At 58.6% G+C, this 26,992-nt stretch carries 22 protein-coding genes; 11 read left to right on the plus strand and 11 right to left on the minus strand.

From position 1 onward, the window contains the following. Positions 1-71 precede the first annotated feature (71 nt). From EDC38_RS13420 to EDC38_RS13450, 7 genes are all read left to right on the plus strand, one after another. Positions 72-2,078, plus strand: coding sequence for an alkaline phosphatase PhoX (locus EDC38_RS13420; RefSeq protein WP_123639089.1), 2,007 nt, complete (start codon positions 72-74; stop codon positions 2,076-2,078). 176 nt (positions 2,079-2,254) lie between these two features. Continuing rightward, positions 2,255-3,898 (plus strand): hypothetical protein, encoded by a 1,644-nt coding sequence (locus EDC38_RS13425; protein ID WP_246004441.1) that lies wholly within the window; start codon positions 2,255-2,257, stop codon positions 3,896-3,898. A 7-nt stretch (positions 3,899-3,905) separates the two neighbouring features. Beyond that, a complete protein-coding gene (locus tag EDC38_RS13430) occupies positions 3,906-5,588 on the plus strand; it encodes a protease modulator HflK family protein (RefSeq protein ID WP_170162931.1) in 1,683 nt (560 codons plus the stop codon). A gap of 4 nt (positions 5,589-5,592) precedes the next feature. Next, on the plus strand, positions 5,593-6,483 hold the full coding sequence (gene hflC, locus EDC38_RS13435; RefSeq protein ID WP_123639092.1) for a protease modulator HflC: 891 nt from the start codon (positions 5,593-5,595) through the stop codon (positions 6,481-6,483). Further along, entirely contained in the window at positions 6,480-7,367 is an 888-nt protein-coding gene (gene hflK, locus EDC38_RS13440) for an FtsH protease activity modulator HflK (protein ID WP_123639093.1), read from the plus strand. The genes hflC and hflK overlap by 4 nt, the downstream gene beginning before the upstream one ends. A gap of 201 nt (positions 7,368-7,568) precedes the next feature. Continuing rightward, positions 7,569-9,707: a TonB-dependent receptor family protein gene (locus tag EDC38_RS13445; protein WP_211331135.1), complete on the plus strand. Its 2,139-nt coding sequence runs from the start codon at positions 7,569-7,571 to the stop codon at positions 9,705-9,707. 258 nt (positions 9,708-9,965) lie between these two features. Further along, entirely contained in the window at positions 9,966-10,667 is a 702-nt protein-coding gene (locus tag EDC38_RS13450) for a PEP-CTERM sorting domain-containing protein (RefSeq protein ID WP_123639094.1), read from the plus strand. A gap of 104 nt (positions 10,668-10,771) precedes the next feature. On the opposite strand, the gene EDC38_RS13455 is transcribed toward EDC38_RS13450, so the two are convergent. From EDC38_RS13455 to EDC38_RS13480, 6 genes are all read right to left on the minus strand, one after another. Beyond that, entirely contained in the window at positions 10,772-11,158 is a 387-nt protein-coding gene (locus tag EDC38_RS13455) for a DUF6746 family protein (protein ID WP_123639095.1), read from the minus strand. Positions 11,159-11,259: 101 nt separating this feature from the next. After that, positions 11,260-12,783 carry a cryptochrome/photolyase family protein gene (locus EDC38_RS13460; RefSeq protein WP_123639096.1) on the minus strand — a complete coding sequence of 508 codons (1,524 nt, stop codon included), beginning with the start codon at positions 12,781-12,783 and terminating at the stop codon, positions 11,260-11,262. A 60-nt stretch (positions 12,784-12,843) separates the two neighbouring features. Beyond that, a complete protein-coding gene (mnmH, locus tag EDC38_RS13465; protein WP_123639097.1) occupies positions 12,844-13,974 on the minus strand; it encodes a tRNA 2-selenouridine(34) synthase MnmH in 1,131 nt (376 codons plus the stop codon). A gap of 112 nt (positions 13,975-14,086) precedes the next feature. After that, entirely contained in the window at positions 14,087-15,451 is a 1,365-nt protein-coding gene (locus EDC38_RS13470) for a sigma 54-interacting transcriptional regulator (protein WP_123639098.1), read from the minus strand. Continuing rightward, positions 15,448-15,969, minus strand: coding sequence for a hypothetical protein (locus tag EDC38_RS13475; protein WP_123639099.1), 522 nt, complete (start codon positions 15,967-15,969; stop codon positions 15,448-15,450). Before EDC38_RS13475 ends, EDC38_RS13470 begins: the two co-directional genes overlap by 4 nt. Then, positions 15,966-17,459, minus strand: coding sequence for a sensor histidine kinase (locus EDC38_RS13480; RefSeq protein WP_123639100.1), 1,494 nt, complete (start codon positions 17,457-17,459; stop codon positions 15,966-15,968). Before EDC38_RS13480 ends, EDC38_RS13475 begins: the two co-directional genes overlap by 4 nt. 338 nt (positions 17,460-17,797) lie before the next feature. Between EDC38_RS13480 and EDC38_RS13485 the strand changes: the two genes are divergently transcribed. The 3 genes from EDC38_RS13485 (at position 17,798) to EDC38_RS13495 (ending at position 19,402) form a co-directional block, all read left to right on the plus strand. Next, entirely contained in the window at positions 17,798-18,067 is a 270-nt protein-coding gene (locus EDC38_RS13485; RefSeq protein ID WP_123639101.1) for an EF-hand domain-containing protein, read from the plus strand. A 77-nt stretch (positions 18,068-18,144) separates the two neighbouring features. Further along, on the plus strand, positions 18,145-18,762 hold the full coding sequence (locus EDC38_RS13490; protein WP_123639102.1) for a BON domain-containing protein: 618 nt from the start codon (positions 18,145-18,147) through the stop codon (positions 18,760-18,762). Between the two features lie 73 nt (positions 18,763-18,835). Continuing rightward, entirely contained in the window at positions 18,836-19,402 is a 567-nt protein-coding gene (locus EDC38_RS13495) for a porin family protein (protein WP_024462261.1), read from the plus strand. Between the two features lie 42 nt (positions 19,403-19,444). On the opposite strand, the gene EDC38_RS13500 is transcribed toward EDC38_RS13495, so the two are convergent. The 3 genes from EDC38_RS13500 to EDC38_RS13510 all read right to left on the minus strand — a co-directional run bounded on the left by EDC38_RS13500 (position 19,445) and on the right by EDC38_RS13510 (position 23,978). Then, on the minus strand, positions 19,445-20,122 hold the full coding sequence (locus EDC38_RS13500) for a gamma-glutamyl-gamma-aminobutyrate hydrolase family protein (RefSeq protein WP_123639103.1): 678 nt from the start codon (positions 20,120-20,122) through the stop codon (positions 19,445-19,447). After that, positions 20,107-21,090 (minus strand): amidoligase family protein, encoded by a 984-nt coding sequence (locus tag EDC38_RS13505; RefSeq protein WP_211331136.1) that lies wholly within the window; start codon positions 21,088-21,090, stop codon positions 20,107-20,109. The genes EDC38_RS13500 and EDC38_RS13505 overlap by 16 nt, the downstream gene beginning before the upstream one ends. A 155-nt stretch (positions 21,091-21,245) precedes the next feature. Then, positions 21,246-23,978: a TonB-dependent receptor gene (locus EDC38_RS13510; protein WP_123639104.1), complete on the minus strand. Its 2,733-nt coding sequence runs from the start codon at positions 23,976-23,978 to the stop codon at positions 21,246-21,248. Positions 23,979-24,508: 530 nt separating this feature from the next. On the opposite strand from EDC38_RS13510, the gene EDC38_RS13515 reads away from it, so the two are divergent. Beyond that, positions 24,509-25,312, plus strand: coding sequence for a tRNA threonylcarbamoyladenosine dehydratase (locus EDC38_RS13515; RefSeq protein WP_123639105.1), 804 nt, complete (start codon positions 24,509-24,511; stop codon positions 25,310-25,312). Positions 25,313-25,344: 32 nt separating this feature from the next. Here the strand turns inward: EDC38_RS13515 and EDC38_RS13520 are convergent, their stop codons facing one another. Continuing rightward, positions 25,345-26,115, minus strand: coding sequence for a TatD family hydrolase (locus EDC38_RS13520; protein ID WP_123639106.1), 771 nt, complete (start codon positions 26,113-26,115; stop codon positions 25,345-25,347). Next, positions 26,115-26,969 (minus strand): NHL repeat-containing protein, encoded by an 855-nt coding sequence (locus tag EDC38_RS13525; RefSeq protein ID WP_024462255.1) that lies wholly within the window; start codon positions 26,967-26,969, stop codon positions 26,115-26,117. The genes EDC38_RS13520 and EDC38_RS13525 overlap by 1 nt, the downstream gene beginning before the upstream one ends. Between the last annotated feature and the right edge of the window lie 23 nt (positions 26,970-26,992).

The following is a 26,992-nucleotide window of genomic DNA, read 5'->3' on the forward strand; positions in this document are numbered from 1 at the left end:
ATCGCTTTCCATTCTGAAAGCCTGCGGGCGCCGAATTTGAAGATAACCCCACAAATAACGGGAGTAACACAATGATGTTCAAGCTGAGTAAAAAAGGACAATTGTTGGCTCTGATTGCCATGGCCTCCACCCTGGCCGCCTGCAGCGGTGATGACGGCGAGCAGGGTCCGGCCGGCGAACAAGGCCCGCAGGGCGAAGCCGGTGTCGATGGCCAGAACGGCGTCGATGGACAGGACGGTGCTGACGGTCAGGCCGGAGCCGATGGCCAGAATGGTCAGGATGGCGTCGACGGGCAAGACGGTACTGACGGCGAAGACGGCATTGGCGCCGGTCTGATGACACCCGGCCTGACTCGGCTGGCCACCGTGCCACTGGGTGCGGAAGTGACCGGCGCTTATGTGACTGAGGACGGCGACCTGTTCTTTAACGCCCAGCACCCCAGTGGCAGCAACACCGCCCAGGACGCCGACGGCAAAACCTTTCACACCGGCACCGTCGGGGTCGTGCGTGGGGTTAACGTACATCAGTTACCGCGTAACCTGATTTCCTCGCCCGTACCGCGCACTCAGCAGGAACAGGAAACCATTCAGGTCGCCTACGGTGAGTACCAGGTACTCGGACAAACCGGCGACAACTTTGGTGGTGCACTCTCTCAAGGGCTGGGCCACGTGCTGGCCACAGACGACACCACCGTCAGTGTCGAAAGCGACATGCCGGATTTCAATGGCTACCTGGCCACCGGTGAAAACGAGGGCTACCTGTTCACCAACTGGGAATCCATTCCCGGTGGCATGAGCCGCATCAAACTGAACAAGGATGCCAACAGCGGTCACTGGTCGGTCGACAACACCGATGTGATGATGCTCGACTTTGGCGACTGGGGTACCATCGCCAACTGCTTCGGCTCCATGTCTCCCTGGGGTACGCCGCTGACATCCGAAGAGTGGGGTAATGAAGGCGATAACACCCACCGCTGGAACAACCCCGAGCGCGCCGGTGAGGGCTCATCGCAAACCGCACTGGCCCGCTACATTGATTCGTCGGTCAACACCGCCAACGACGCGGCCCAATTCCCGAACACCTACCGCTACCACTACATTGTGGAAATCACCGAACCGACCAGCGCCAACCCGGTTCCGGTCAAGCATTACTCCATGGGTCGCTACGAGCATGAAAACTCCATCGTCATGCCAGACGAGCGCACCGTGTATCTGTCCCAGGACAACTCTCGCGGTGTGTTCTTCAAGTTCGTGGCCGACCAGCCGGGCGATCTGAGCGCGGGCACCCTGTTCGCCGCCAAACTGACTCAAGACGCTGGCAGCAGCGAACCGCTGACCACCGGCTTCGATATCGAATGGATCGAGTTGGCCAGTGGCAACAGCACCGAGATCGAAACCTGGATCGCCGAATACGATGGCATTGGCAGCGACGACTATGTGGAAGGCAAGAGCAGCTACCTGAGCGATGCCGACGCCATTGCCTGGGCGAACGGTGACGCCAACTATCCGAGCTACGATACCGCTTACCAGCCAGCGATCGACGCTGGTTACACCGACGCCAACACCTTTGGCGGTCTGGTGACGGCGGGCGAAACCATGGACGATCGCATCGCGTTTCTGGAGTCACGCAAAGCGGCCCGCGCCAAAGGCGCAACCGCCGAGTGGCAGAAGTTCGAAGGTATCAGTGTCAATCACAAGCGCGCCGAAGAGGCCGTGGAAGGCACCGACCTGATCCCTGATGAAGTCGTTGAAGACGCCTACGTCTATTTTGCCATTGCCGATATGGACAACGGCATGGTGGACGACGAGGGTGATATTCGCCTTTCAGCACGCGTCAAAGACTGCGGTGGTGTTTATCGTATGCGTCTGCTCCCCGGATATGATGTCGATCGCATTGAACCGGTTGTTATGGGTTCAACTTATCGTTCCACCGCCGACGGCGCGGAGCGTTGCGATGTCAACGCACTATCCCAGCCGGACAACGTGATTGTTCTGGACGACGGTCGCATCCTTCTGGGTGAAGACGGCTTCCAGACCAACAACACCCTGTGGATGTATGACCCCAAGATCAATAACTAAAACACAGCAATAACGATCCGACCCGCCGTCGCGGTCGGCTCAAAGGGGTGCGATTTTCGCACCCCTTTTTTCGCTCTGTCACACGCTGTTCATACTCCGATGGTTACCATACGGCTCTCTGAATTTGGGGCGCTGATTTCACGATGAAATATTGTTACGGACTTATCACTGGTGCAGTGCTGATACTTCTCAGTGCCTGCGACTCCACGCCGCCAGTAAATCATGACAAACCGAGCTCAAGCATTGAGTTTGCCGCCGATGCGGTGCAACAAGGCGGCGTCAACGCACAGGATTACCTGCACGCGGGAGAAGCCTACAACCGCGAAGCCCCCATTCCATCCCAGTGCTACACCAAAACCGACGGACGACATAACCCCTGCTACACCTGCCATCAGACCTATGGCGACCGCCGCCCTAACCAGATGCACGACGGTTTTCTTCAGGGCAGCTACGCCTTTTCTGAATTTGGCGAACGCAATCACTGGCAGAATCTGTTCAAGGACCGACGCCCCTACATCGAGCAAGTCTCCGATGAAGCAATCATTGAGTACGTTCACCAGGACAACTACACCGACTTAATTCAGTGGATGCGCTCGGATCAGTGGTCCGGCGAGGAAGCCATCATTGAGGACCTCCACAGAGGTGCGGACGCCTTTGATGAACACGGGCTGGCCAAGGATGGTTCCCGTTGGGTTGCCTTCAACTACAAGCCCCTGCCTAGCACCTTCTGGCCCACCAACGGCTCCACCGACGATGTCATGATCCGCCTGCCAGCGGCTTTTTCTGAAATCGACGGGCAGTTTTCCCGGGATGTGTACTTCGCCAACCTCAGCCTGCTGGAAATGGCCGTTACCGGTACACAGGAGCTGGACACTCCGCCCCTGAACGAAGCGGCGCTGGATATCGACCTCGACGGCGACGGCGTGCTCAGTGTTGCCAGCCACCGCATCCGCCACCGTCCGTTTTACCTGGGTGATGCCAGTGAAGTACCACTGACCCACATGCTGTACCCGGAGGGGACGGCCTTTTTGCACACCGTGCGCTACCTCGGGGTGGACGATAGCGGTCGCATTTATAACGCACCGCGTATGAAAGAGGTACGCTACATGGTGAAAGACCGGTTTCGTCCCGCCGCCAGTTTGACCAGCAGCTACTATATGGAAGCCAAGGAAAAACACTTTGGCAATTTGCCTGGGGTGGCGGACCACGCCGACCGGGGCATGGACAACAAATTCGGTTGGCGGCTCTGGGGCTTTATTGAAGACGCTCAAGGTACCCTGCGCAAACAGCATCACGAAGAACAGTTTTTCTGCATGGGGTGTCATAAAAGTGTCGGCACCTCCATAGACCACACCTTCGCGTTTCCGCGCAAGGTCGCTGGAGCAGACGGCTGGGGTTATATCGACCTGACCACCCAGCAGGATACGCCCAGCCTGGGCGAGTACGAAGGGGAATTCCTGCAGTACCTGGAGCGTGTGGGTGGCGGTGATGAGTTCCGGCAGAACGAGGAAATGCTCGAGCGCTGGTTCCACCCGGACGGCCGGGTCAACCGTGAGAAGGTCACCTCGGTACGCAACCTGTATGAGCTGATCACACCATCGCGCGAACGGGCCCTGGCGCTTAACAAGGCCTACCGGGCCATTGTGGAGGAGCAGAGTTATATCTTCGGCCGGGACGCGACCATCAAACCGGCCACCAATGTCTTCCAGAGTGTCGACCCAAGTACCCCGCCCCTGGAGCCCGAACACCGGCATCAGTGGGACATTCGCCTCGCCTGGCCAGACACCTCCACCGAAGACTACTGGTCCTGGCAGGAATGATATCGTGATGCTCAGTGATCGACGCATACGCACCTCGCTGATCGCAATCGGGGCGGACCTTCTACTGACCGGCGCCAAGGTGGGGCTGGCTCTGCTCACCGGCAGCGCAGCATTGCTCGCCGACGCCTATCACTCGGGCACCGATCTGGTGGTGTCACTGGTGCTTCTGGTCAGTCTGATCATCCGCTTTCGTCAGGAGCGCAAAGGCGCGCAGGCGGGACAAAAGGCGCGGATGCTCGAATCGCTCTTGGCCATCGCGGTTGCCCTCTTGATTCTGTACATTCCGGTGGAAATTCTGCTGGAACTGAACGCCCGAAGCGCCGAGGATGTGCGCTTCCTCTGGGCGGGCATTCTCGGTGTGCTGGTGATTCTCGCCCTGGTGCATTTCATGGCCAGGCTGAAAACCTATGTGGGCCAGGAAACCGATTCGCCGGCATTGGAAGCCGACGGTTATCACAGCAAAATTGACCTGTTCACCACCTTCGCCGTACTGGCCTCGCTGGTGGGGCTGCTGGTCGGTATCAATATTGACGAGCCGGTCGCGTTGATCATTGCCCTGCTGATTGCCGTCGCCGGGATTGAGCTGCTGATCTCAGGCATCCAGGGCCTTCGCTACCGGCAGGAGCTGGATCCCATTTCCCTGCTGGAGCCGGCACTGGAATGGCTGGCCCGACGCTCGTTCAGCCAGCCCTTGGCCCGACTGGGGCGACGGCTGGCTCGCATTCTGTATCAATTCCGCTGGCTGCCGATTGCGGCTCTGCTGGCGCTCTGGCTGAGCACCGGCGTCCACACCATTCCCGCTGGATACACCGGCATTCACAGCCGCTTTGGTGCCCCGGTGAACACCGGCCTGACTCCGGGGCTGCACCTGATTCTGCCCTGGCCCGTAGACCGTCTCGAGCGGATTGACCACGGACTGGTCTACACCGCCCAGGTTGGCAGCCGCCACACCTTGCCCGAAGAGGACCGTCAAGGGGCGCTGTGGCGGGAAATCAAAACACCGCAGGCTCATGAAGATGTGACCGACTATCTGGTCACGCAAGACGAGAATCTCATCGACCTGCAGTTCGCGTTGCACTACCGCATCGACAACCCGGCACAAATGACGCTGCTGATCCAGGACTTGCCGGGACTGATCACCCGCACCACCGAGGCGGCTCTGTGGAGAGAAACCGCCGGCCACCTGTTTTTTGATTTATTAAGCCATGGCCAGCACGACTTTGCCGAGCGGGTTGCCAGTGGGGCCCAACGGCAATTGCGGGCGCTCGGCATTGGCATCCAGGTTGTGGACGCCCAGGTATTGGTGGCCCAGCCACCGGCGGTCGCGGTACGCGCCTACCGCGATCTGCTCAATGCGGAACAGGAAAAGCGCCAGTATCAGACCCGTGCCGAAGCACAACAGATTCACGACCGATTGATGGCCCAGGCCGAACGCACGCAACAGAAGGCCAGGGTGAGTGCGGAAGCCAACGAGCGGATTCTGCAGGCCGAAGGCGACGTGGAACGCTTCCTGTCGCTGGCCGAGGTGTATCGCGAGAACAGCAGCGCGATCGGCTTCGAGCAACATTTGCAGCACACCACCGACACACTCCAGGGCCGCCGCCTGTGGTTGACCGACCCGGCCCTGAAGGCCGACGACATCAGACTTTGGGGGCCCCAGAGTCTACTGGGGACTGACGACAGGAAATAACGCCGTGAAAAAACTGCTCTGGACACTCGCCGTTGTGGTTCTGCTGGGCTACCTGGGCATCAGCTCGGCGCTGGTAGTCCCGGAAACGCACATGGCCATGGTCACGCAATTCGGAAAACCCACCCGAGCCATTCATCAGGCGGGGCTGGCCTTCAAGTGGCCGGATCCGATCGAAACCGCGGTGTTCTTTGATAAACGCCAGCAACTGCTATCGCTTGAGCCCACGGAGCTGGTTACCCTCGATCGGCGCAACCTCGTGGTCAGTGCCTTTGTGGTCTGGCGCATTGTGGATCCCGGCCAATTCCTCACCAGTCTGCGCAGCATGGACACCGCCGAGCAGCGCCTTAGCAGCCTGGCCAGTTCGGAAATCGGTGCAGCCCTGGCGGCCCGGCCGATCACTCAGGTTTTTACCCTCAACGAGCAGGACTTTCAGCTCACTGAGATGTTCGAGCAGATCAGCCGCTCCGCCAACCGCATTGCCGAGCGGGAACTGGGCATTGAAGTGGTGACCGTGCGGCCCAACCGGTTCGGCTTTCCCAAGCAGAACCTGCTGGCGATATACAAGCGTATGGAATCGGAGCGCGATCGTATTGCCCGACAGTACCGGGCTGAGGGTCAGGAGCAGGCCGCCACGCTGCGCGCGGAAACCGAGCGGGAGGTCCGACAGATGCGCGCCCAGGCGCAGCGCGAGGCCCAGGCACTGATCGGGCAGAGCGAAGCCGAGGCAGCCCGACGGTACGCCGACGCCTATCAGACCAACGCCGACTACTATCGCTTCATACGTACCCTGGAAGCCTACAACCAGATTCTGGGTGAGGAAACCCGACTGGTACTCTCGGCGGAGTCCCCTCTGTTCGACTTACTGTTCAACCCACCGGAGTTCGACCAGCCGTGACCCTGCACGAGGATATCCGCCATATTTTCCACCAGATTCGCCCACTGCTGATCACGTGCCTGGCGGTGCTTTTGCCGGCGCTGTATGTACTCAGCGGATTTTATTCCGTGGGCACCGAAGAGCGCGGCGTCATTTTGCGGTTTGGAAAACTGGTGGATGATCAGGTGCTGCCCGGCATGCACTACCATTGGCCGTGGCCGGTGGAGTCCGTGCGCACGGTGCCGGCGACGACCCTGAGAACCCTCGAGCTGGATTTTTCCGCCTCGGCGCCGGCACAACTGCAACCGGAGCTGACCACTGGCGACGAGGATCTGGTGGACATGGCGCTACTGGTGCAATACACCATCGGTTCCCCCGGGCGCTATCTGGACAGCGCCGAAGCGCCGGAAGCACTACTCGAACAGCTCACCCGGGCCCATACCATCGCCTACATCGGCGCCCACGCCATTGACCCCCTGCTGACCGTCGGGCGCACCCGACTGCAGAATCAACTGACACTCGACCTGCAGCGTAGCGTCGAGTCCCTGGCACTGGGACTCAGGGTAACCTCGGTACAACTGCGCCGCCTGGAACCGCCACCTTCGATCAAAGCGGCCTTCGATGACGTGGCCAGAGCTCGCTCCGAGAAACAGAAATTGATTCAGGAGAGCGCCGGAGAGCGCAACACCCAACTCGCCAGAGCCCGCAGCGACATCAGCGCGCTCCGGGCGAACGCCCAGGCCCAGGCCACCGAGAACCTCGAGCGCGCCCGAGGATACCAGGAACGCTTTATTGCCAACTGGCAGGCGCATCAGGAAGCACCGGCGCTATCGCGCCAGCGCCTGTACCTGGAGCACCTCGAAGGGCTGCTGGGGGAAATGCAGATCACGGTCCTGACCCCCTGAACCCTCCCCTGCCAGCCCCCGCATGACTCACACTCTTCTCATTCCACTATTGAGAATTGTTATTATTCATGATAGATTTCCTTTACGTAATTGATAGTCAATCTCATTATTTTTAGCGACCACACTCACTGTTGAGCGTCGACCTTCGCCCCCAGCGCGAGGCTCGCCCTCAAGATCATCATCACTCGGAAGGATAGCTTCATGTTGAAACGCTCCACGGCTTTGTCGCTTGCCATTGCAAGCATCTCAGCGCCCACTTTTGCACAGGACCTGGCACTGAATACCCTGCCCCAGCTCGAGACCATCCGGATCATCGGTACGCAAGTGGAAGCTCGGGAGGTCTCCGGCTCCAGCGCCGTCGTCGAACCGCAGCAGATGCAGATTGAGGTGGTCACCGACATCAACCAGGTCCTGAAAACCGTGCCGGGCGTGTACGTTCAGGAGGAAGAGGGCTACGGTCTGCGCCCGAACATCGGCATCCGCGCCGCCTCCTCCGAGCGCAGCAGCAAAGTCACCCTGATGGAAGACGGCATCCTGATGGCGCCGGCTCCCTATTCCAATCCGGCCGCCTATTACTTCCCCACCACCGCCCGTATGTCCGCCGTCGAAGTACTCAAAGGTGCGCCATTGTTGCGCCACGGACCACAGACCACGGGTGGTGTGATCAACCTGGTCAGCACTCCGATCCCGGAAACCAGTGGCGGCAAGGTCCAGACCACTCTGGGCGAAAACAATCAGCAGGACACCCACCTGCACTACGGTGAAACCAATGGCAACTTTGGCTGGTTACTTGAGACGGTTCAGCGCAGCAACGAAGGCTTTAAACACATCGATCGCAGTAACCGCGACAGCGGCTTTGACATTGCGGATTATGTGGCCAAGGCCCGCTGGACCGGTGATCGCCACGCGCTGGGCATCAAGGCTCAATATTCCGAAGAAGTCTCCAACGAAACCTATCTGGGGTTGACCGATGAGGATTTCGCAGCCGACCCAAATCGTCGCTATGGTCTTTCCAGCATCGACCAGATGAACAACAGCCACAAAGGCTTCAGCGCCAACTACCAGTTTAAGGTCAGCGATACCGTATCTCTGAACGTCATCGGGTATCACAATGAGTTTGCCCGGGACTGGTTCAAGCTGGGCACCAGCCTGGTGGACCAGGCCAATAACGGTGATGCGGCGGCGCTGGCTGTGCTGCGCGGCGAACAGGACGCTGAGGACCTCGGTTACAAGCACAACAATCGGGTGTACGAATCTCAGGGCGTTGAGGTCAACTCGCGCATTGCCTTGAACGATCACCAGATCGAAGTCGGCCTGCGCCGGCACGAAGATGAAATGGACCGCTTCCAGCCGGTGGAAATTTACGATCAGATCAACGGCAGTCTGGTGTTCGATCGGATAATCGAGCCCACCGGCGGCGACAATCGTCTGGAAGGCGCCGAGGCGCTGTCCTTCTGGGTCACCGATGCCTGGTCATTGACCGATGCCTTGAAACTGGACCTGGCTCTGCGCTATGAAGACGTGGACAGCTATCGCAACCAGTACAGTACGCCCGAGCGCTCGGACGAACCCAGCTACCGCAGCAACAGCTCCGAGGAGTGGCTGCCCGGCGTGTCGCTGACTTACGACCTCTCCGATCAGTGGCAGTTGCTTGCGGGCGTTCACAAGGGCTTCTCGCCCCTGGGCGGGGGCGCCACCGAACAGCAGGAGCCAGAAACCAGTACCAACTTTGAAGCTGGTGTCCGTTTCGGACAGGATCAGCTGTTTGCCGAAGTGATCGGTTTCTATAGCGACTTCTCCAACCAGACCGAAAACTGCTCCATGGCGACACCCTGTAGCAATGGCGCCGAGTCGGGCACCTTTACAACCGGTGAGGCGGTGGTCGCCGGCCTGGAGTTCCAGTTGAGCAACACCTATGAGTGGGGCCGCTTCTCCGTACCGGTGCATTTGACTTACACCCACACCCAGGCGGAAGTGAGTGCGGACAACGCCGTCAGCGGTGCTCGGGACGGTGACGAGCTGGCCAGCATTCCGGAAAACCTGCTCAGCCTGCGGGTCGAGCTGGACAACAACAACGGCTGGCGGAACTATGCGGTCGCCAAGTTCATGGACGAGACCTGCGTGTCCCTGGGTTGCAACCGCTCCGGCGATGAGCAGGATCGGACTGAGTCACTGTTCGCCGTCGATCTGGTATCACGCTACGACCTGAACAGCGACACGGCGGTTTACCTGAAAGTGGAAAACCTGTTTGACGAACAGGTAATCATCGCCCGTAGTCCGCTCGGCCCTCGACCCAACAAGCCACAAACCGCCTCAGTCGGTATCGAATACACTTTCTGATTACTGAGCGTCGTGGAACACTCTCCAAAGCCCCGGTGACGGGGCTTTTTTGTGGCCGGAGCAAAGCAGTCGAAGAACTTGACAGAGACCACCAACCAGACTCTACCTAAGAGCCTAAAAAACTCATATCCTATTGTTTTAAAATAACTTTTATTTTCTGGCGCACTTCCTGCTTAAACAGGGTTGTGATTCGCCAGCGCTGAAGATATCGACATCAGCTCTGGTCAGCCTCAACCTAACAAGTGCACGGGAACTGCTATGAAAATGATCCATTTTTTGCGTCTGGCAATGGCCGCCGGCTTACTGACTATCGCTTCAGTAGCCACCCAAGCGGCTTCCATTACTCTGAAATACGACAACAATCTGGCCGCTGAAGGCGCTCCGACGGGCCGCATTTACTCGTCGTACGGCACACCGAACGTCTACGCGGGTGAGTTCGACTTCTCCACCAGTAACAACACCAGCGGCATCGCCGAGTGGGATGACGGTCTGAGTGCGTTCTGTGTGGAAATCGGTACCACGCTGAAAACCACCGCCACCCAGTACACGGTGAACAGCGGTGTCAACCTGATGGATTATTTTGGAACGGCCGGGTCGCACATCAATCGCCTGTTCTCCAACTACTACGACGATGCGCAGACCAGCAAGTACAACGGAGCCGCGTTTCAGCTCGCGCTCTGGGAAATCATCAACGAATGGCCAAACAGCGCTTACAGCATGACCAGTAACGCGTTCAAGTCGGACTATTTCTCTGGCGCCCGCACTACCGCCCAGAACTGGTTGAACACTCTGAGCGACACCAATCTGGCAACGGGCAAGTACGACTTCCACCTGCTGGAGGCGGGCAACTCCCAGAACCTGCTGACAGTGACCACCGCCAGTGTTCCCGAGCCGGCTTCCCTGTTGTTGCTCATGACTGGTCTGTTTGCGCTATTCCGGGCCCGCCGTCGGGTGCGTTAACAGAACGCAATACGCAGTCGGCGCATCGCTGGTGCTGACTGCTCGCATAAAAAAACCGGCCAGGGACAGGGCCGGTTTTTTTATGGCCGGAGCAGGACCAGTTTTCAGTCGGCCTGCCCCAGAGTTTCCAGGGTATTCGCCATATCCAGATACGCCCGGCCACTGGCACTGACGGTATCCTGGTTGAAACGCTCGGAGGCAATGTGCACGTCCTCCAGCACCACCGCCAACACGTTCATCTCGCGGCGCAGGGTGGCCACCGCATTTTCAATGGTGTAGCTGAGCTCGTGAATATCCGCCATATCCTGATTACTCACCTCGCCGGACAGCAGCTCGCGCAGACGGGCATTGCCTTCGGTAAAGTTTTTGACCGCCTCTTCAAGCGTCTCCGAGGGCTTGCCCGCATAGTGGTCTACCGGGTCATCGGCCAGGGCCGGCCAGGACAACAGGGCGCACAGTGGCAGTAGGCATAGGGCTCGGGTCAGTTTCATTGGCAACTCCTCGTCGCGTTACAGGTGGGCCTCAATCGCCCAATATAAATGAGAATTGTTTCCATATAATCCCACGATTGGCTCTGCCTCACAAGTCCTACTTAGAGGGTATTCAGCCGGGCGAGGTAGACCTCGGCAGTTGCCAACACGTCCTTGCGCTGGGCTGGCGCCTGGCGATCCCAGTTGGCATACACCAGCTTCATCCGCGGGTTATCGCCCAGGCGGTCCCGGTGACGGTTCAGGAAGTGCCAATAGAGACTGTTGAACGGGCAGCTCCCCTCCCCAGATTTCGCTTTCACATCGTAAGCGCATGTTTTGCAGTAATGGCTCATTTTGTTGACGTACTGCCCGGAGGCGGCGTAAGGCTTGCTGCCCATCAAACCGCCATCGGCGTACTGGCTCATCCCCCGGGTATTGGGCAGCTCCACCCATTCGATGGCATCGATGTAGATACCGAGGTACCAGTCGTCCAGTACATCCGGATGAACACCGGCAAGCAGCGCAAAGTTTCCGGTCACCATCAAGCGTTGAATGTGATGCGCGTAGGCGTACTCCAGGGACTGTCCGATCGCATGGGCCATACAGGCCATGTCGGTTTTTCCGGTCCAATAGTAGTCCGGTAGCGGGCGCTGCGCGGACAGGTGGTTGCGCTGGCGATAGTCCGGCATATGGTGCCAGTACAGGGCCCGCACATACTCTCGCCAGCCAAGTATCTGCCGGATGAAGCCTTCCACCTGCGCCAGGGTGATCTGCGCCTGGTTCGCCTGCCAGTGGGCTTCGGCGGCGCGAATCACTTCGAGCGGATGCAGCATCTTGGTGTTCAGGCTGAACGACAGACGACTGTGGTACAAGCTCCACCCATCCGGCGTCATGGCATCCTGGTAGCGGCCGAAGGCCGGTAGTAAATGCTTCAGAAAATACTGCAACAGCTCCCGGCTCTGGGCCCGGTTTACCGGCCAGAGTAACGCACTCGGGTCCGCCACCCCCAGAGTCTGCACGTCGTGACGATCGAGCATCTGATCAATGTCGGTGACATCGGTGGCAAACACCAGGGGCTCCGGCAGGGCCGCTTCGCGCGGCAGGCGGGCGCGGTTGTCGGCATCGAAGTTCCACTGTCCGCCCAGGGGCTTGCCATCATCGTCCAACAATACCTGATACTCACGGCGCAGGGCCCGATAGAAATACTCCATGCGATGGGTCGAGTAGTGTTCCCAGGCGTCCCGGGCGGTCAGAAAGTGCTCCGTGTCCGCGACACTTACCGGAAGGTCCAGCGTACGAGCGAAGTCGGCCAGTTGTTGATCGAGTCGGTATTCATCCGGCCACTGGTAGGCGAACGCCTCCGCCGACGTCTCGTTCAATACACGGCGAAGCAACTCGGGCAGGTCCGCGTAGGCGGCACTGTCATCCAGGGTGAAATAGCGCACCCGGTGGCCCGCCCGCTCCAGCGCCGAGGCGAACCGCCGCATGGCGGCAAAAAACGCGAGTACTTTCTGGCGGTGGTGCACCACGTAGGCCGTTTCCTGGGGCAGCTCGGCCATGACAAACAGCACGTCGTCATCCGGCAACTGGAACCAGGAGTGGGAGGCGTTGAGTTGATCTCCGAGAATCAGTCTGACCTGAGTCATGGGCGTTCGAACCTTTCCGGTAAGGGGTCCGGTTAAGAACGCGCCCGAGGCCGATTCAGATCATCGCGGGGTGTCGGGCCGGCGTTCGATACCGTAGTGCTCGGCCAGGTAGGCGAATACTTCCTCGGGGCCACCGCGAACCACGACTCGATCGGACTTTTTACTCAATTGGTAGCGGTACATCGGGTCATAGTAATCCTCCAGCAGACGGCGAATCCAGACTCGATGCAGCTTCGGATCACCCCGGCAGTGCGCACTAAGGGACTGCTCCAACAGGTGCGCCATTTCCTCGTAGCGCACGCCGCCGAGGCGCTTGCGAATGCGCCCGAGGGACACCCGCAGGTCCTCCGCAAAGCGTTCAAAACCGGCTTCCTCGCCCTGATCCTCGGACCACTCCGCCAGCTTGCGCAGGATATAGTTGGTGTAGGTGTGCTCAACCCGCTCTTCCAGCGACACCTCCAGCAGGGCCAGCGGGGCGCGCTCCATGGCCTCCTTCAGTGGCATGGGTAACACGCAGCGACCGATCAGATGGCTTTCATCCTCCACCAGAATCGGCGTATTCGGTGCTCGATGGTGGCAGCGCAGTAGATCAACGGCCACGGCGTTCTCAAAATTGATCTGGCTGGGCTGGCCGCCCACCCGACGTCCGAAAGCGCTGCCGCGGTGATTGGCTCGCCCTTCCAGGTCGACACTCTGGGGCAATTGGACCAGCAGGTCGGTTTTCGCCACACCGGTGCGTCCGGCCAATACGATCAGGGGGTGCTCCCGGCAGATTCGCTCCATCTGATCAATCAGAAACCAGCGCAGTGCTTTGTAGCCGCCGGTGACCCGAGGGTAGTCGCAGCCGGCCTCTCGCAGCCACTGCTGACAGATCTGTGAACGCAAGCCGCCCCGGAAGCAGTACAGCACGCCGTCGGGGTGCGCACGGGCAAAATCCAACCAGGCCTTTACCCGCTCGGCTTTGATATCACCCTGCACCAGCTGATGACCCAGCTCAATGGCCGCATCCTGGCCCTGCTCCTTGTAGCAGGTGCCCACCCGGGCCCGTTCGTCATCGAGCATCAGCGGCAGATTGACGGCTGCGGGAAACGCCCCTTTGGCAAACTCCACCGGGGCACGGGTATCGATCATTGGCGTGTCCGAGAGGAAGAGCGCTAGGTAGTCATCAATATCCTGAGGGCGATCGGCCATGTGGGCTCCGCTGTGTGAGGCAACATTCAGTTGCGCCGATTATACGGGCTCCGGCCGGTAGTGACTATGTGCGACAAAACGTGCGACAAAAACGTGTGACAGCGACGGTTCGCTAGGCCGACCGAAAGCGCTCGCTGTCGAGCTCATGGCGTTTCATGATTTTATGGAAATCCGAGCGGTTTCGCCCCGCCAGCCGCGCCGCCTCAGTAATGTTGCCGCCGGTCATTCGCAGTATGCGCACCACATAATCCCGCTCAAACTGCCGCTTGGCTTCCTTCAGAGGCACCAGCGCCGGCGCCCCCTGCTCGGGCAATACCTCCGCGATCAGCGACTCGGCGATCAGCGGTGCTGGTGATAACGCCACCAACTGTTCAATGACGTTGCGTAACTGGCGGATATTACCGGGCCAATCGAACTGCAGTAACATCCGCTGCCCACCGGGCGACAGCTGGCGCACCGCGTCGCCGGTACGCTGGGCAATATCATCGAGGAAAGAGCGGGCCAGCAAGGGAATATCTTCCTTGCGCTCGCGCAGCGGCGGGAGCGCCAACTGGGCAACGTTCAGCCGGTAATACAGATCTTCCCGGAAGTCCTGGGCGGCGATGGCCTGCTCCAGATCCCGGTGGGTTGCGGAGATGATCCGGACATCCACCGGCTGATCGGCCGATGACCCCAGAGGCCGAACCTTGCGCTCCTGTAACACGCGCAGCAGTTTGACCTGCAGGTTCAGGGGCATATCGCCAATCTCGTCCAGAAACAGGGTGCCGCCATCGGCCGCCAGAAAGAGACCATCCCGATTATGGGTCGCACCGGTGAACGCTCCTTTGACGTGACCAAACAGCTCGGATTCCAGCAGGTCCGCCGGAATGGCTCCACAATTGACGGCGATAAAGGGCTGCTCCGCCCGGGCGCTGGCGTTATGGACCGCCTGGGCCAGCAGCTCCTTACCGGTTCCACTCTCACCGCCGATCAGTACATTGATGTCACTGCGCGCCAGCCGGCGAGCCTGCTCCAGGCGTTTGAACATCAGCTCACTGCGGGTAACGATGGCATCGGACCAGCCCGCTTTGGGGGCCGCTCCCAACCCGCCCAGCTCAAGCGCCTGATCCAGCACCTGGCGTAACTCCCGATTATCGATCGGCTTGGTCAGAAAAGAGAACAAACCCTGCTGGGTTGCCTCAACCGCTTCGCGAATGGAACCGTGGGCCGTGAGCATGATAACTGGCACGTTGGGCCAGTTCTGCTGTATGTGCGCGAACAGGGCCATGCCATCCATCGGCTCCATGCGCAGATCGGTAATCACCGCGGCGGCCTGTTCGCGATCCAGGCTGGCCAGGGCTTCCTCGCCCGAGCTCGCAGTCGTCACCCGGTAGCCGGAGGCATTCAGTCGCATACTCAGGAGCTGGAGAATGTCCGGGTCATCGTCCACCAATAAAATCAGCGGTTGTTCTGTCGCGGCTGTTCGGGCTTCACTCATCGCAGCGCATCCTCATCCGTCGACTCACCCATTTCCGCCTCAATGGCTCGAATACCGTCAATCATATCGTCGAGTTTTTTCTGGGTGTTTTTCAGCCGTCTTTCCAGCAACGCATAAGACTTCGCCTCGGCGGCCAACAGCTCCAGGAATGCTGAAAAACCGGGCGGCGGACGCTCGATACTCCGGGCGGCGACCAACGAGTTGGCCAACAGGCCCGGCGTCTGATCCGGCTCACAGGTCGCCAGCATCAGCGAACCCAATACCGCTTCATCCGACGTCATTTCGCGATAGGCGTTGAGCAGTTGATCCCGCTCTTCCACCGGCAGTTGGCAGGCCTGATGACGGAAGGTTACCAGAGCTTCCAGATTGTGAAACGTATGGTGGCTGGTGACTTCTTTAGCCGGCGCCTGCGGCGAAGGTACCGGTTGAGGGCGCACTGCGGAGTCGGCCGCACGGTCCTCCCAATGAACGCATCCACTGAACAGTAACAACAGGCATACCAGCCGAAGTTTCATCATGTCGATGCCTCACTGATCGGTAACGCCCGGGACGCTTCTGACACCGGATAGCGAAGCAGAAAACAGCTGCCTTCCCCCGGGGCCGACGTCAGCTCAATACTGCCTCCGAGCCGGGCCACTGACTCTTTGACAATCGCCAGCCCCACTCCGCTACCGTGTACCGATCCGTGCCGACGGACACGTCCCTGCACAAACGGCTGAAATATTTTGTCCTGATCGTTCGGGTGAATACCCGGCCCCTGATCGGCAACGGACAACCAGGCGCCACTCTGGTCAACTCCCCAGCGCACGCGCACGACGCCGCCATCGGATGAATAGTGATAGGCATTGGACAGTAAGTTGGTCAATATCATTTCCAGCAGGTGAGTGTCGCCGTTCAGGCTCCCGGGGCTGCCCTGGTAATCCCAGGTCACCCGATGACGCAGGTTCTGTTGATCGAGGCGCTGGGTAATTCGCGCACACAGCGGTTCCATGGCCACGGTTCGATCCTCTACCGTGACATTGTGGGTTATGACGTTGTAGTTCAATAACTGCTGAATAAGTTCCTGCAGATTTTGTGAATTCTCGAGCAGAATTCGCAAAACATTCTGTTGGCGAGCATTGATCGGCCCCGGCACTTCATCCTGCAGTAAGGACCCCGCTTCCACGATCGCGGACAGTGGTGTTTTCAGTTCGTGCGACACATGGCGCAAAAATATCTGCTTTTGCTGCTCGACCGCCAGCAACTGGCCCCGCAACCATTCCAGCCGCTCGCCCAGCGCCTGCAGGTCCCGGGGGCCGGTGACCCGGATAGGGGTTTCCCAATCGCGGTGGCCCAAATGACGGATCGCTGACGACAATCGGCGCAGTGGGCGAATCATCTGCCAGAACCCCAGTGCCATAAGCGTCAAGGTCACGGGAAGACTGATCATTCCCAACAGAGACAGGCGCCACAGAATCTGTTGAAGCGCCGCCTCGTTACGATCACTGAGCACCGCAACGTATTCACTGACGGCCTCATCGAGTGCGGAGCGACGCTGGGAGAGAACGGCGAGTTGCTCGGTAAATTCTTCGTCCTGCCAGGATTGAATTGCTTCATCATTCAGGGCATGCAGCGTATTTTCAAGCGCGACAAGCGCGCCGTAAACCACGCTCTGTTGCGGTTTGGCAACACGTTCAATACGCCGCGAAGTACCGCCCTCAAACAACTGGGTCAGTTGGTCCAGCTCGGTCAAAATTGCATCACGCTTCTGTTGATAGGGTTCGAGAAACGTCACATCACGCAGCAGGCGATATTGCCGGGCAAAGCGCTCCAGATCACGCACCTGGGCATTCAATCCCGACTGCCGGCTGACCAGCGCGTCGGAGTGATCCACCAGCAGGCGCTGGGTGTGCATCTGCTGATAAAACGACCAGGACGCATAGGCCACCAGTGCCAGCATCGGCACCAATGTCACCACGGCAATCAACAACCATTGCTGGGACAGTGACAGGCCTCTTCGGTGCGGCATGAATTTTTCCTCGTAGCGATGGCGACCACCCGGACCGTTCAAAACGCGGGCGCACTGTTGCCAATAAGAAACACCCTCGCCCACCGATCATAGCGGGCCTCGCGCCCAATAAACCAAAACTCCGTCGCACTTTAGCAACACTGTATCGGTGGAAAAGTTCCACCAAACGGGTAGCAATTTAGCTAAGTGATTGAAAATAAATATTTTTTTAAAGGTGGCACGACCTTGGCAATACACCTCGGCGTCAGGCAAAAAAGACTCAGCACCGATGCCTGACATGCTTCGGTACCGGCGCGTCAATAGCTGGTAACACACCAACAGGAATGATGAGGTGAATTATGAAAATTGTATCTGTGATTGCAACCACCGCACTTCTGTCTTTGGGAACCCTGAGCGCAGTTGCTCAGGATGACACTCAGACTCAGGGAAGCGGCGCCGACTCCGCGTTCTCGGTGATCGACCAGAACGGTGACGGCAGCATCAACAAGGACGAAGCCAAAAACAGCGGCATCAGTGACCGCCGCTTTGAGTCCATGGACAGCGATGGAGATGGCGAAGTAACCCAGTCCGAATACGAAGGACAGGGCAGTGGAAGCGGCTGGCAGTAATTGTCATGCCGAACCGGAGCGGCCCCGCGCCGTTCCGGTCACTTTACTGAAATTTCCGAACCGTTGGGGAGCACACAATGACACCGCTAGCCCGTCTGGGACGTTACAGCTACTGGATTATTGGCATCAGCCTGACGGCTGCCACCATGACGCTGCTGACTCAACAGGCCAGCAGTGAAGAACAACAGCCCCCGACCGAGGCAGCACAGGAAGCGCATCTGGTAGAGCAACGACAGCGTGGCCAGATTGAAGGCGTCTACCTGTTCCACCCGTCCCTGGATGCTTCCACGATTCAGGTCGAGGTTCGGGAAAATCGCGCCACACTCGTTGGCGAAGTGGAGTCACACGTGCAGCGGGATCTTGCACAGGAACTTGCGATGAGTATTGACGGAATCGACACGGTGAGCAACCAGCTTCAAGTGAACCCCCGTTTGACTGAGGACCACCACTCATCGCCGGCATGGAGCGAGCAACAGTCTGACAGCGCGCTCCTGGCCAAGGTCAAAACCCGGCTGCTGGCCAACATCAACCTGCCCGGCGCCCGCATTGCGGTCGACACACAGCAGGGGCACGTCACCCTGGGCGGGGAGGTTGATCACCGAGATCAGCAGGAACTGGCGTATTACACGACGCTGAATACGCAGGGGGTGCGCTCCGTCGAGAGCACCCTGAATGTGACACCGAAAGAGGAATGAATTCCGGACTCACCGGACCGTTTCAATGTTCACTGACATGCTTTGTCAATCACAACCAAAGAGGAATGATCCTATGAAACAGTCAATCATGTACGGTATCGCAGGCGCACTGGCGCTGACCTCCGGCGCCGCACTGGCACAGGACAGCGTCTCCCACAACGAGAACGCGGCCCATGTCTACGTCGGTGGCAGCTACGGTGGCTTCAAGGCCCGTGGCGGAGAATTTGATGATGAAAAGGATTTTTTTGAATTGAGCTTCGGGGGCTTTTTCAACCCCTATGTGGGCCTGGAAGCCAGCGCGACCTATTTCGGCGAGTACGGCAACGACCTGGCGACCGCAGACGCCGAAGGCTACGGCATGGCGGTGATCGGGCGCCTGCCGCTGTCCGACAGCTGGGGCCTGTATGCCAAAGGCGGGCAGTTTTTCTGGGAAGCGGATATCGACACCCCCGTGGGTTCGGGTGATACCGACGGTGACGATCCCTTCTACGCAGCAGGCATGGATTTCCGCCTGGCGCAGAACCTGAACATGATCGTCGAGTACAGCCGCTACGAAATCGATACGCGCCTCGAGGAACTACCGAACGTTGAGGACACCGACCTCGACACCGTCAAGGTTGGCCTGCGCCTGCGCTTCTGATTACTTAACTCCACCCACGTGCGTTTGCACAGTTTGCCGGCCTCACCCCAGGGCCGGCTTTTTTATGCTCGCAATCAAAGCGCGAAACAGGTGCCGCTGCGAACGGCGGTACAACAAAAATTCCGGATGCCATTGAACGCCCAATAAATAACCGTAAGCGGGATCCTCAACCGCCTGCACGATACCATCGTGGTCCCGCCCAGCGATGTGCAACCCCCGCCCCAAACGATCGATGGCCTGATTGTGCAGGCTATTGATTCTCTGGGCCCCCTGCCCCAGCAGTTTCAGCAAGAGCGTTCCCGGCACGACGTCCAGTGTTTTAAGAGGCAGAATGGTACGTCGATGCGAGGTTTTGCGCCGATGCAGACGAAGATCCTGCACCAGTGTACCGCCGAGGCACACGTTCAGTAGCTGTGCCCCCCGGCAAATCCCCAACAACGGACGATGTTCCGCCAGGGCTTTGTGAATGACCCGCTTTTCCAGCTCATCCCGTTCGGGATCATACTTGGGATGGACCTCGGGCTCCGCACCGTACAACACCGGTTGCACGTCGTGTCCGCCGGTCACCACCACCGCATCAAAGTCCGGCAGTGCGTCGACATCACTGGGACGCACCTGTATCGGGCGGGCACCATACAGACGCAGCACTTGAGCGACCAGAAAACGGGGGCCGAACGCACCTCGCTGCGGCCCGGTCACCGCCACTAACGGCGCAACCATCGATCCTCCACCTGCTGGACCCAATCACCAAACCAACGATCCAGCGGATCAGCCAGAAACTCATGGTACGACCGGCAACAGTCCGCCAGGCGTGGCGCATCCGCCGCCAGAGCTTCCACTTCCAGCCAGTCATTCCAGGCCAACGCCAGGGTCCAGTCCGGACGATGGATTTCACAATCCGGCAAACGGTAATGAAACGCCGGACGCGCCTTGATCAAGGGGTCATCCAACTGCTGTCGCACGCGGGGTTCATCCAGGTGAGCAAACAGTGGCAACATGTCCAGCGCGCGATTTCGCGAGGGATTGTGCGCGAGATAGTCATCGATCAACTGACTCTGATCAGGCCAGTAATCCGCTCTGGCCAACAGGCGTCGATAATCCGTGGGATAGGGATCAATATAGTGAGTGACCTGACGGGACAGATTGATGTCCGCCCGCGCATAAAGCCAGTCGTACAGACAGGAAAACGCTTTGAGATAAGCGGTTATCGTTCCGGTTTTTTCTTCGGGCACCTCCGGGTTCAGCTGCATACCGAAGGCGTTGATCAGACGATCCGAGGTCCCCTTGGCGCCGGCCGCGCGCAAGCGTCGGATGATTTCCTCTACCTCATCGAGCCGGGTCATGGGCAGCGGCGGGCTGACCAGCTCCATCGGCACCAGTGAGTCGGCCAACCACTTCAGAACCTCTTCGGCCGAGTCTCCGAGTTCACCAGAGAAGGTGCCCCGATCACGCTCCTCCCGCCCGAGCTCCTTGAGCAGGCGGAAATCCAGTTCCACACCCCAGTCCCCGGCAGGGTCGCCACTGAGCACCCGTTCATAGCGCCCATTCGGCTTGACGGTCAGAGACAGGTAATCCGCCACCAGCTCACTGAGCTGATCCAGCGTCAGACCATTCATTTCCAGCTCGACCCCAATACGGCGAGGCTCGCCTTGGGCATTTTCGGCTCTGGCGGGCAGTCGTAGTCCCACGGTCTGGACACCTCCTGAGTATTGGCAATAGTCGTCTAAAACCCCGTACTCAATAGCATGACACAGACCCGCCCACTTTGCCTAATGCATAAAAAAACCCCGGAAGCCTGGCGGCTTCCGGGGTTGATCAAAGCACACCCGAAGGTGGGGTTCGCTTAGTACTGGTACTTCACACCGACTTTGAAGACACGACCGGTATGGTCGTACTCATAGCGACGCTTCTCGGAGATGTCGGTCCAGCGATCCTGGTAGTCATCAGTGAGGTTCAGCGCTTCAAAGTTGATGTCGAGGTTGTCGTTCAGCTCGTAGCCTGCGGAGAAATCGACATTGAAGGTACCTTCGTAGCCTTCAAAACGGTTTCCGGTACCGCTGGTGCCGGTGATGTAATCATCACGATAGGCCGCGGAGATACGAGCGTTGAAGCGCTCATTCTCATAATAGACGGTCGCGTTGTAGGAATTGTTGGACAATCCGAACAGACGCTCGCTGACCACTTCATCCCCAAAGGTATAGTCTACATCCGAGTCTACATAGGTGTAGTTGGCAATAAAGCCGAAGTCCCGCATCAGCTCCGCATCGGTAAAGGTTGAGAACGGAGCCTGCAGCGCCAGCTCAAAACCTTTCACTTCTGCGCCCGGGCCATTTTCCAGTGAAGAAATGGTCCAGGGACGACCTTCCGGATCCGCCTCGGCCGGGGAGGTTGGCGCCAGCAGGGACAAGGGCAGACCGGTAGAGGCATAGGTGCCCTCACGCTCTACGCCAATCGGACGTGACTCGATATCTTTGGTAAACAAGGCAATAGACGCGATCGCCTCGTCTGCAAAATACCACTCCAACGAGGTATCAAAAGAATCTGCACGGGTCGGATCCAGTTGCGGATTCTGGAACGATACGCTGTAGTTGAAGCTGTCAACGCTACCACCAGGACTCAGGTTGCCCAGTCCCGGACGGGTCATCACACTGGCACCGGACACGCGCCAAATCAGGTCTTCGGTCAGATACATGGCGGTGTTGAACGACGGCAGTACGTCATCGTAAGTATCACGCTTTACGGTGACAAACTGACCGGAGTTGTAACCGGAAGATGTCTGATCGGTTTCGGCGTAACGAACACCAACGTCAAACATGAAGTCCTTGCCGGCCAGTTGCGTCTCACCGTTCAACTGCACAAACAGAGAGGTGCTTTCTTCTTCAACGCTACGAATGTTGCCCTGGTCCTGACGCGCTTCCTGATTGAACAGGTCAATTTCGTCGGCCCAGGCCCACAGGTCGGGAATCACCCACTGGCTGGTAGAGCCAGAACCCATTTTGTCGTCGAAAGTAAAGACTTCGCTCAGAGCGTCGGTACCGGGAATTCCGTAGACGTCATCGCTGGAGCAATCAATCAATTCAGCTCCGCAAACACCGGTATCGCGACGGTAGCCTTCGGTATCAAAGGTGAACTTCTTGTAGCTAGCACCAAAATCGACAGAGTACGCATCGTTCAGGTAGTAGGTGAAATCACCCGCGACCGTATCAAAACCGTGTACGGTGTTTGTCGGACGATCACGGAATTCGGACATCTGGAAGTTGGTCGGATCAGTCACATCCGGTCCGTTGAACGCGATGACCGGGAATTCATCATCGGTATAATCGTAGCTGAAGCCCTGATAATCACGATCGTCGTACATGAACGTGATTTCGTAGGGGAAGTCCAGCTCGGATTCCGAGGTGCCCGCCAGGAAGTGACCGGTCAGGTCTTCATTGAACTCATGCTCAACATCCAAAGACACCTGGTTGAACTCGGTGGTCCAGGCTTTCAGGAAGTTTTCATTCCGGACCCAGGCGTTGTTCACGGTCATGGAGTTCAGGTTGTTGCTGGCCGCGTCGTAGGTGTAATCGACCACGTCCATACCACCTTCGTTACCGCGGAACAGGACTTCGCCCCATTTTTCCGCACGGGAAGCGTCCAGCTCGGAGTACAACAGATCCAGGCTCACTGTCGTGGCATCGGTCGGACGGAACTGCAGACCACCGGTAATACCCAAGCGCTTGCGATCGACATCGATCAGACCGTAGCGGGGAATACGCGGGTGGAAGCCGTTACCGACTTCAACACAACCCGAATCATCCGGATTGGCGGTACAGTCCACGCCTTCAACACTGGCAAAATCCGCAGCTTGCCAGCGAACGGTGTTCTGCCCCATTTCGCTGGTGCTGTTATCTGAATAAGCGACTGACGCTGATACACCCCAGATACCTTCCGGGTCGTTATAGGCGAACAAGCCAGTGACGCGAGGACCAAAATCTTCATTCAGGTCGTTGTACTGACCTTCAACAGCACCGACCAGAGTCAGGCCTTCGTCATAACCAAAGGGACGCCCGGTATTCAGGTCGACCACGGCCCCCAGTGAACCTTCGTCCACGTTCGCCGATGCCGTCTTGCGCACGACGATGGAGTTGAATAGCTCGGAAGCGAAGACGTTGAAGTCAAAGCTACGGCTGCGGTTGGGCCCACCTTCACCACCGGTTGCGGCAATCGCTTCCATACCGTTGATACGGATACGGGTAAACTCACCGGACAGGCCTCGCACAGAAATCTCGCGGCCTTCGCCGGAGTCACGGGTGATGGCAATACCGGGGATACGCTGCAGGGATTCGGCCAGGTTCTGGTCCGGGAAGTCGGCGATGTCTTCGGCCATAATGGCATCGACAGAACCAACACTGTCACGTTTCACATCCAGGGCCTGAGCCAGACTCTGGCGGAAACCGGTAACCACCACTTCTTCCAGTACCGGTTCATCCGCAGGCGCCTGGGCCTGGGCGGCGCCGGCAACGGCCAGTGCCAGAGCGGTCATGGATGTGTTGGCCAAGAATTGCTTACCAAACTTGTAGTTAAAAAGGGACATGGTGCCTCCTGGTTTATTATGTAGACTGATGTCTTTGACTCTCACTACTGGAACACGCTGGCCTGCAAGGATGCACAAACCAGATGCGACTCTAACGTACAGCCACAGCAACTCCCTTCGGGGAAATCACCAAAGTGAAAATGGAAAGCCCGTACCAACGCTGGCACTTGACTTAACACAGGTATCGTTACAAAGGATTTGCTAACGCAGGTCTGAAACGCGGGACAACCGAGCCCGACTGTCTGTCGACAGCAGTAAACCCGACTGGAAGAACGTCGTTTGAATGGTTCATTTCTCCCTATCCTCTCTCACTTTATAATTTGGCTGATCGCCTTTTTGCATCGATCGCGTCCTTTATCAAACGACGGACAACGGACCCTGCTTAAGGCTTATATTAGATTCCAGCGCGCTAATAGTTGCACAGCTTTGGGGATATCTCAAGGTTTAACACGGCTTTATTTAGGCCGATGTGCTCAAATCTTTTACAATGGCACATTATCCAGCTTACCCCTGCACTTGAGGAGCACAGCATGACTCTGACGCCCGCTTACCGGCAACGCTTTGGCGCCCTGGCACGGCTTTATGGCGAACCGGCTCTGGAGCATCTGGCAGGTGCTCATTTTGCGGTGGTCGGCCTCGGCGGCGTGGGCAGCTGGGCAGCGGAGGCCCTGGCGCGTACCGGCGTCGGGACCCTGACCCTGATCGAGCTCGACGGTGTGTGCGTGACTAACACCAACCGGCAACTGCACGCTTTGGAGGGCTATATCGGCGCATCCAAGAATCAGGTGGTGAGCGATCGCCTCAAGGCCATCAACCCCGAGCTGACAGTTCACAGCGAGGAAACCTTTCTGACCAGTGACAATATTGAACAACTGATCAATCGCGACCACGACGTTGTGATTGATGCCATCGACTCCGCCCACATCAAAGCACACCTGGTGGCCTACGTCAGCCGCCTCAAGGGCCGCCTGGTCACCGTGGGCTCGTCGGGCGGGAAGCGGGACCCAAAGCAGATTGTCTGTTCCGACCTGGCACAAACCACTTACGACCCCATGCTGCGCAAGGTACGCAATCTGCTTTTTCGACATTACGGATTCCGCAAGGACGCCAAGCGACGCTTTCGAGTGGACGCCATTTATTCCAATGAGCAGATGCACTTCCCTCAGTTGGACGGCAGCGTGTGCGTGGGTGACAAGGGCAACCGGGACCCGGACAGCGGCGTCAAACTGGACTGTGGCGGGGGATTGGGCTCGGCAGTAATGGTCACAGGCAGTTTCGGGTTCGCCGCCGCCAGTCAGGCTGTGGAGCGCTACCTTCAGGACCGGGGCTGTTGAACCGACGCTTTCGCATCAAATTGAGCCGCCACTCAGATACCGAAGAGCTGCCGGGCATTGTCGGTGGTCTGACGGGCCACCTGCTCCTCGGTGCAACCCCTCAAACCGGCGAGCGCCTGGGCAATCAACGGTAAGAACTCCGGGCTGTTGCGCTCACCCTGTCGCCCCGACACCGGCATGTCCGGCGCATCGGTTTCCAGCAACAATGCCTCAAACGGCACCCGGCTGACCGCATCCCGGGTTTTGCGGGCGCGCTCATAGGTGATGACACCTCCCACGCCGAGCCGAAATCCCATCTGCCAATAGGTTTGCGCAATATCCTCGCTACCGCTGAAGGCATGAACTACACCGCCCCGAGGAAACCGGTGACGTTTGAGCCGCCGGATCAGCTCATTGTGGGCTTTGACGCAGTGAAGAATGAGCGGTTTGTCAGAGCCACGGGCCAGTTCAAGATGGATGTCCAGCAGGGACTCCTGCTCGCCCATCGGAGTATCGATAAGCTTATCCAGGCCACACTCCCCCACCGCCACACAGCGGGGGTGAGCCAGGAAATCCCGACACACCGCCTCCCAGCCTTCAACGGCCCGCTCCTGCCACCAGGGATGCATACCGGCGGCGAAGTACCAATTGGAGTGCGGTGCGTCACAAAGCGCCCGGGCCCGCCCCCATTGCTCCGGATCCGTCCCCGGAATAATCAGCTGATGAACTCCCCCGGATCGACACCGCGACCAGAGTGCCTCCCGGTCCCGATCAAAAGCCTCAAAATCCAGGTGACAGTGGCTGTCGATCAGGGGAGCCGTCATCAGCGCCAACGGTAGGCAATGACCGAGTCGGTGAAGAATGTGGGAATATAGGTGACCCCATCATCCGGATTCCACCCCAGGTCGGCGGTATTCATGCGCGGATCACGGGTATCCATCAGGCGGGTCACCTGGCCATCACGGACGTGATACACCAGCCCGACCCAACAGGTCACCAGAAACTCGTTGGAACCGATTTTCTCAACGCCATCAATACCGGACTCAAAGCCTTCGGCCACGGTTTCCAGATCGCCTTCGGGATTCGCTCTCAGCAACCGGTTTCCAGCCCCGATATAGATATCGTCGCCGTCGATGTAAAGACCGTTCGGATCTTTCAGGCCCTCCAGAAACAGCTCAGCACCGTCACTGAGAATGCGGTGGACCTTGCCCGTGCGGGTATCGGAGACATAGACGGTTCCCCCATCATCAATGGCGACATCGTTCAGGAACACCGAGTCCGCCACCGGAATCCGGGACATGATCTGCCCGGTTTTCAGGCTCACTGCCAAAACCTCGGTCAGGTCGGCGACATAGAGAGTGTTGCGCAGAACGCCCATGCCTTTCGGGGCGCTCATACCGCGGGCCCAGTCCTGATCAATAATTTCGCCGTCCAGGGATAGCTTGGCAATCCCCCCTTTACCGTCGGCCTGATTGCCTTCGCCTTCGATTTCGGCCACCAGCAGATAGGCTTCGCCATCAACCTCATGGTAAAGCACAGACTCCGGAGTGCGGAGCCCCTCGGTTTCCCACTGCTGTTCGAGCCGGGGCGACTCACCGGCCCCGGCATTCAGTGCGGCCGCCGCCAACGCGGTGGCCAGTACCCCCGTGCCGAAACGTTGCTTCCAAAGCTGATTCATTGGTCTCTACTCTCCCACAATTG

The sequence above is a fragment of the Marinimicrobium koreense genome (assembly GCF_003762925.1).
Taxonomy (GTDB): Bacteria; Pseudomonadota; Gammaproteobacteria; order Pseudomonadales; family Cellvibrionaceae; genus Marinimicrobium; species Marinimicrobium koreense.

Excerpts from the sequence above, each read along its gene's own strand:
- EDC38_RS13420 (WP_123639089.1), top strand. The coding sequence starts at position 72 with ATGATGTTCAAGCTGAGTAAAAAAGGACAATTGTTGGCTCTGATTGCC.
- EDC38_RS13430 (WP_170162931.1), top strand. The coding sequence starts at position 3,906 with ATGCTCAGTGATCGACGCATACGCACCTCGCTGATCGCAATCGGGGCG.
- EDC38_RS13445 (WP_211331135.1), top strand. The coding sequence starts at position 7,569 with ATGTTGAAACGCTCCACGGCTTTGTCGCTTGCCATTGCAAGCATCTCA.
- EDC38_RS13450 (WP_123639094.1), top strand. The coding sequence starts at position 9,966 with ATGAAAATGATCCATTTTTTGCGTCTGGCAATGGCCGCCGGCTTACTG.
- EDC38_RS13455 (WP_123639095.1), bottom strand. The coding sequence starts at position 11,158 with ATGAAACTGACCCGAGCCCTATGCCTACTGCCACTGTGCGCCCTGTTG.
- EDC38_RS13460 (WP_123639096.1), bottom strand. The coding sequence starts at position 12,783 with ATGACTCAGGTCAGACTGATTCTCGGAGATCAACTCAACGCCTCCCAC.
- mnmH (WP_123639097.1), bottom strand. The coding sequence starts at position 13,974 with ATGGCCGATCGCCCTCAGGATATTGATGACTACCTAGCGCTCTTCCTC.
- EDC38_RS13470 (WP_123639098.1), bottom strand. The coding sequence starts at position 15,451 with ATGAGTGAAGCCCGAACAGCCGCGACAGAACAACCGCTGATTTTATTG.
- EDC38_RS13475 (WP_123639099.1), bottom strand. The coding sequence starts at position 15,969 with ATGATGAAACTTCGGCTGGTATGCCTGTTGTTACTGTTCAGTGGATGC.
- EDC38_RS13480 (WP_123639100.1), bottom strand. The coding sequence starts at position 17,459 with ATGCCGCACCGAAGAGGCCTGTCACTGTCCCAGCAATGGTTGTTGATT.
- EDC38_RS13485 (WP_123639101.1), top strand. The coding sequence starts at position 17,798 with ATGAAAATTGTATCTGTGATTGCAACCACCGCACTTCTGTCTTTGGGA.
- EDC38_RS13490 (WP_123639102.1), top strand. The coding sequence starts at position 18,145 with ATGACACCGCTAGCCCGTCTGGGACGTTACAGCTACTGGATTATTGGC.
- EDC38_RS13495 (WP_024462261.1), top strand. The coding sequence starts at position 18,836 with ATGAAACAGTCAATCATGTACGGTATCGCAGGCGCACTGGCGCTGACC.
- EDC38_RS13500 (WP_123639103.1), bottom strand. The coding sequence starts at position 20,122 with ATGGTTGCGCCGTTAGTGGCGGTGACCGGGCCGCAGCGAGGTGCGTTC.
- EDC38_RS13510 (WP_123639104.1), bottom strand. The coding sequence starts at position 23,978 with ATGTCCCTTTTTAACTACAAGTTTGGTAAGCAATTCTTGGCCAACACA.
- EDC38_RS13515 (WP_123639105.1), top strand. The coding sequence starts at position 24,509 with ATGACTCTGACGCCCGCTTACCGGCAACGCTTTGGCGCCCTGGCACGG.
- EDC38_RS13520 (WP_123639106.1), bottom strand. The coding sequence starts at position 26,115 with ATGACGGCTCCCCTGATCGACAGCCACTGTCACCTGGATTTTGAGGCT.
- EDC38_RS13525 (WP_024462255.1), bottom strand. The coding sequence starts at position 26,969 with ATGAATCAGCTTTGGAAGCAACGTTTCGGCACGGGGGTACTGGCCACC.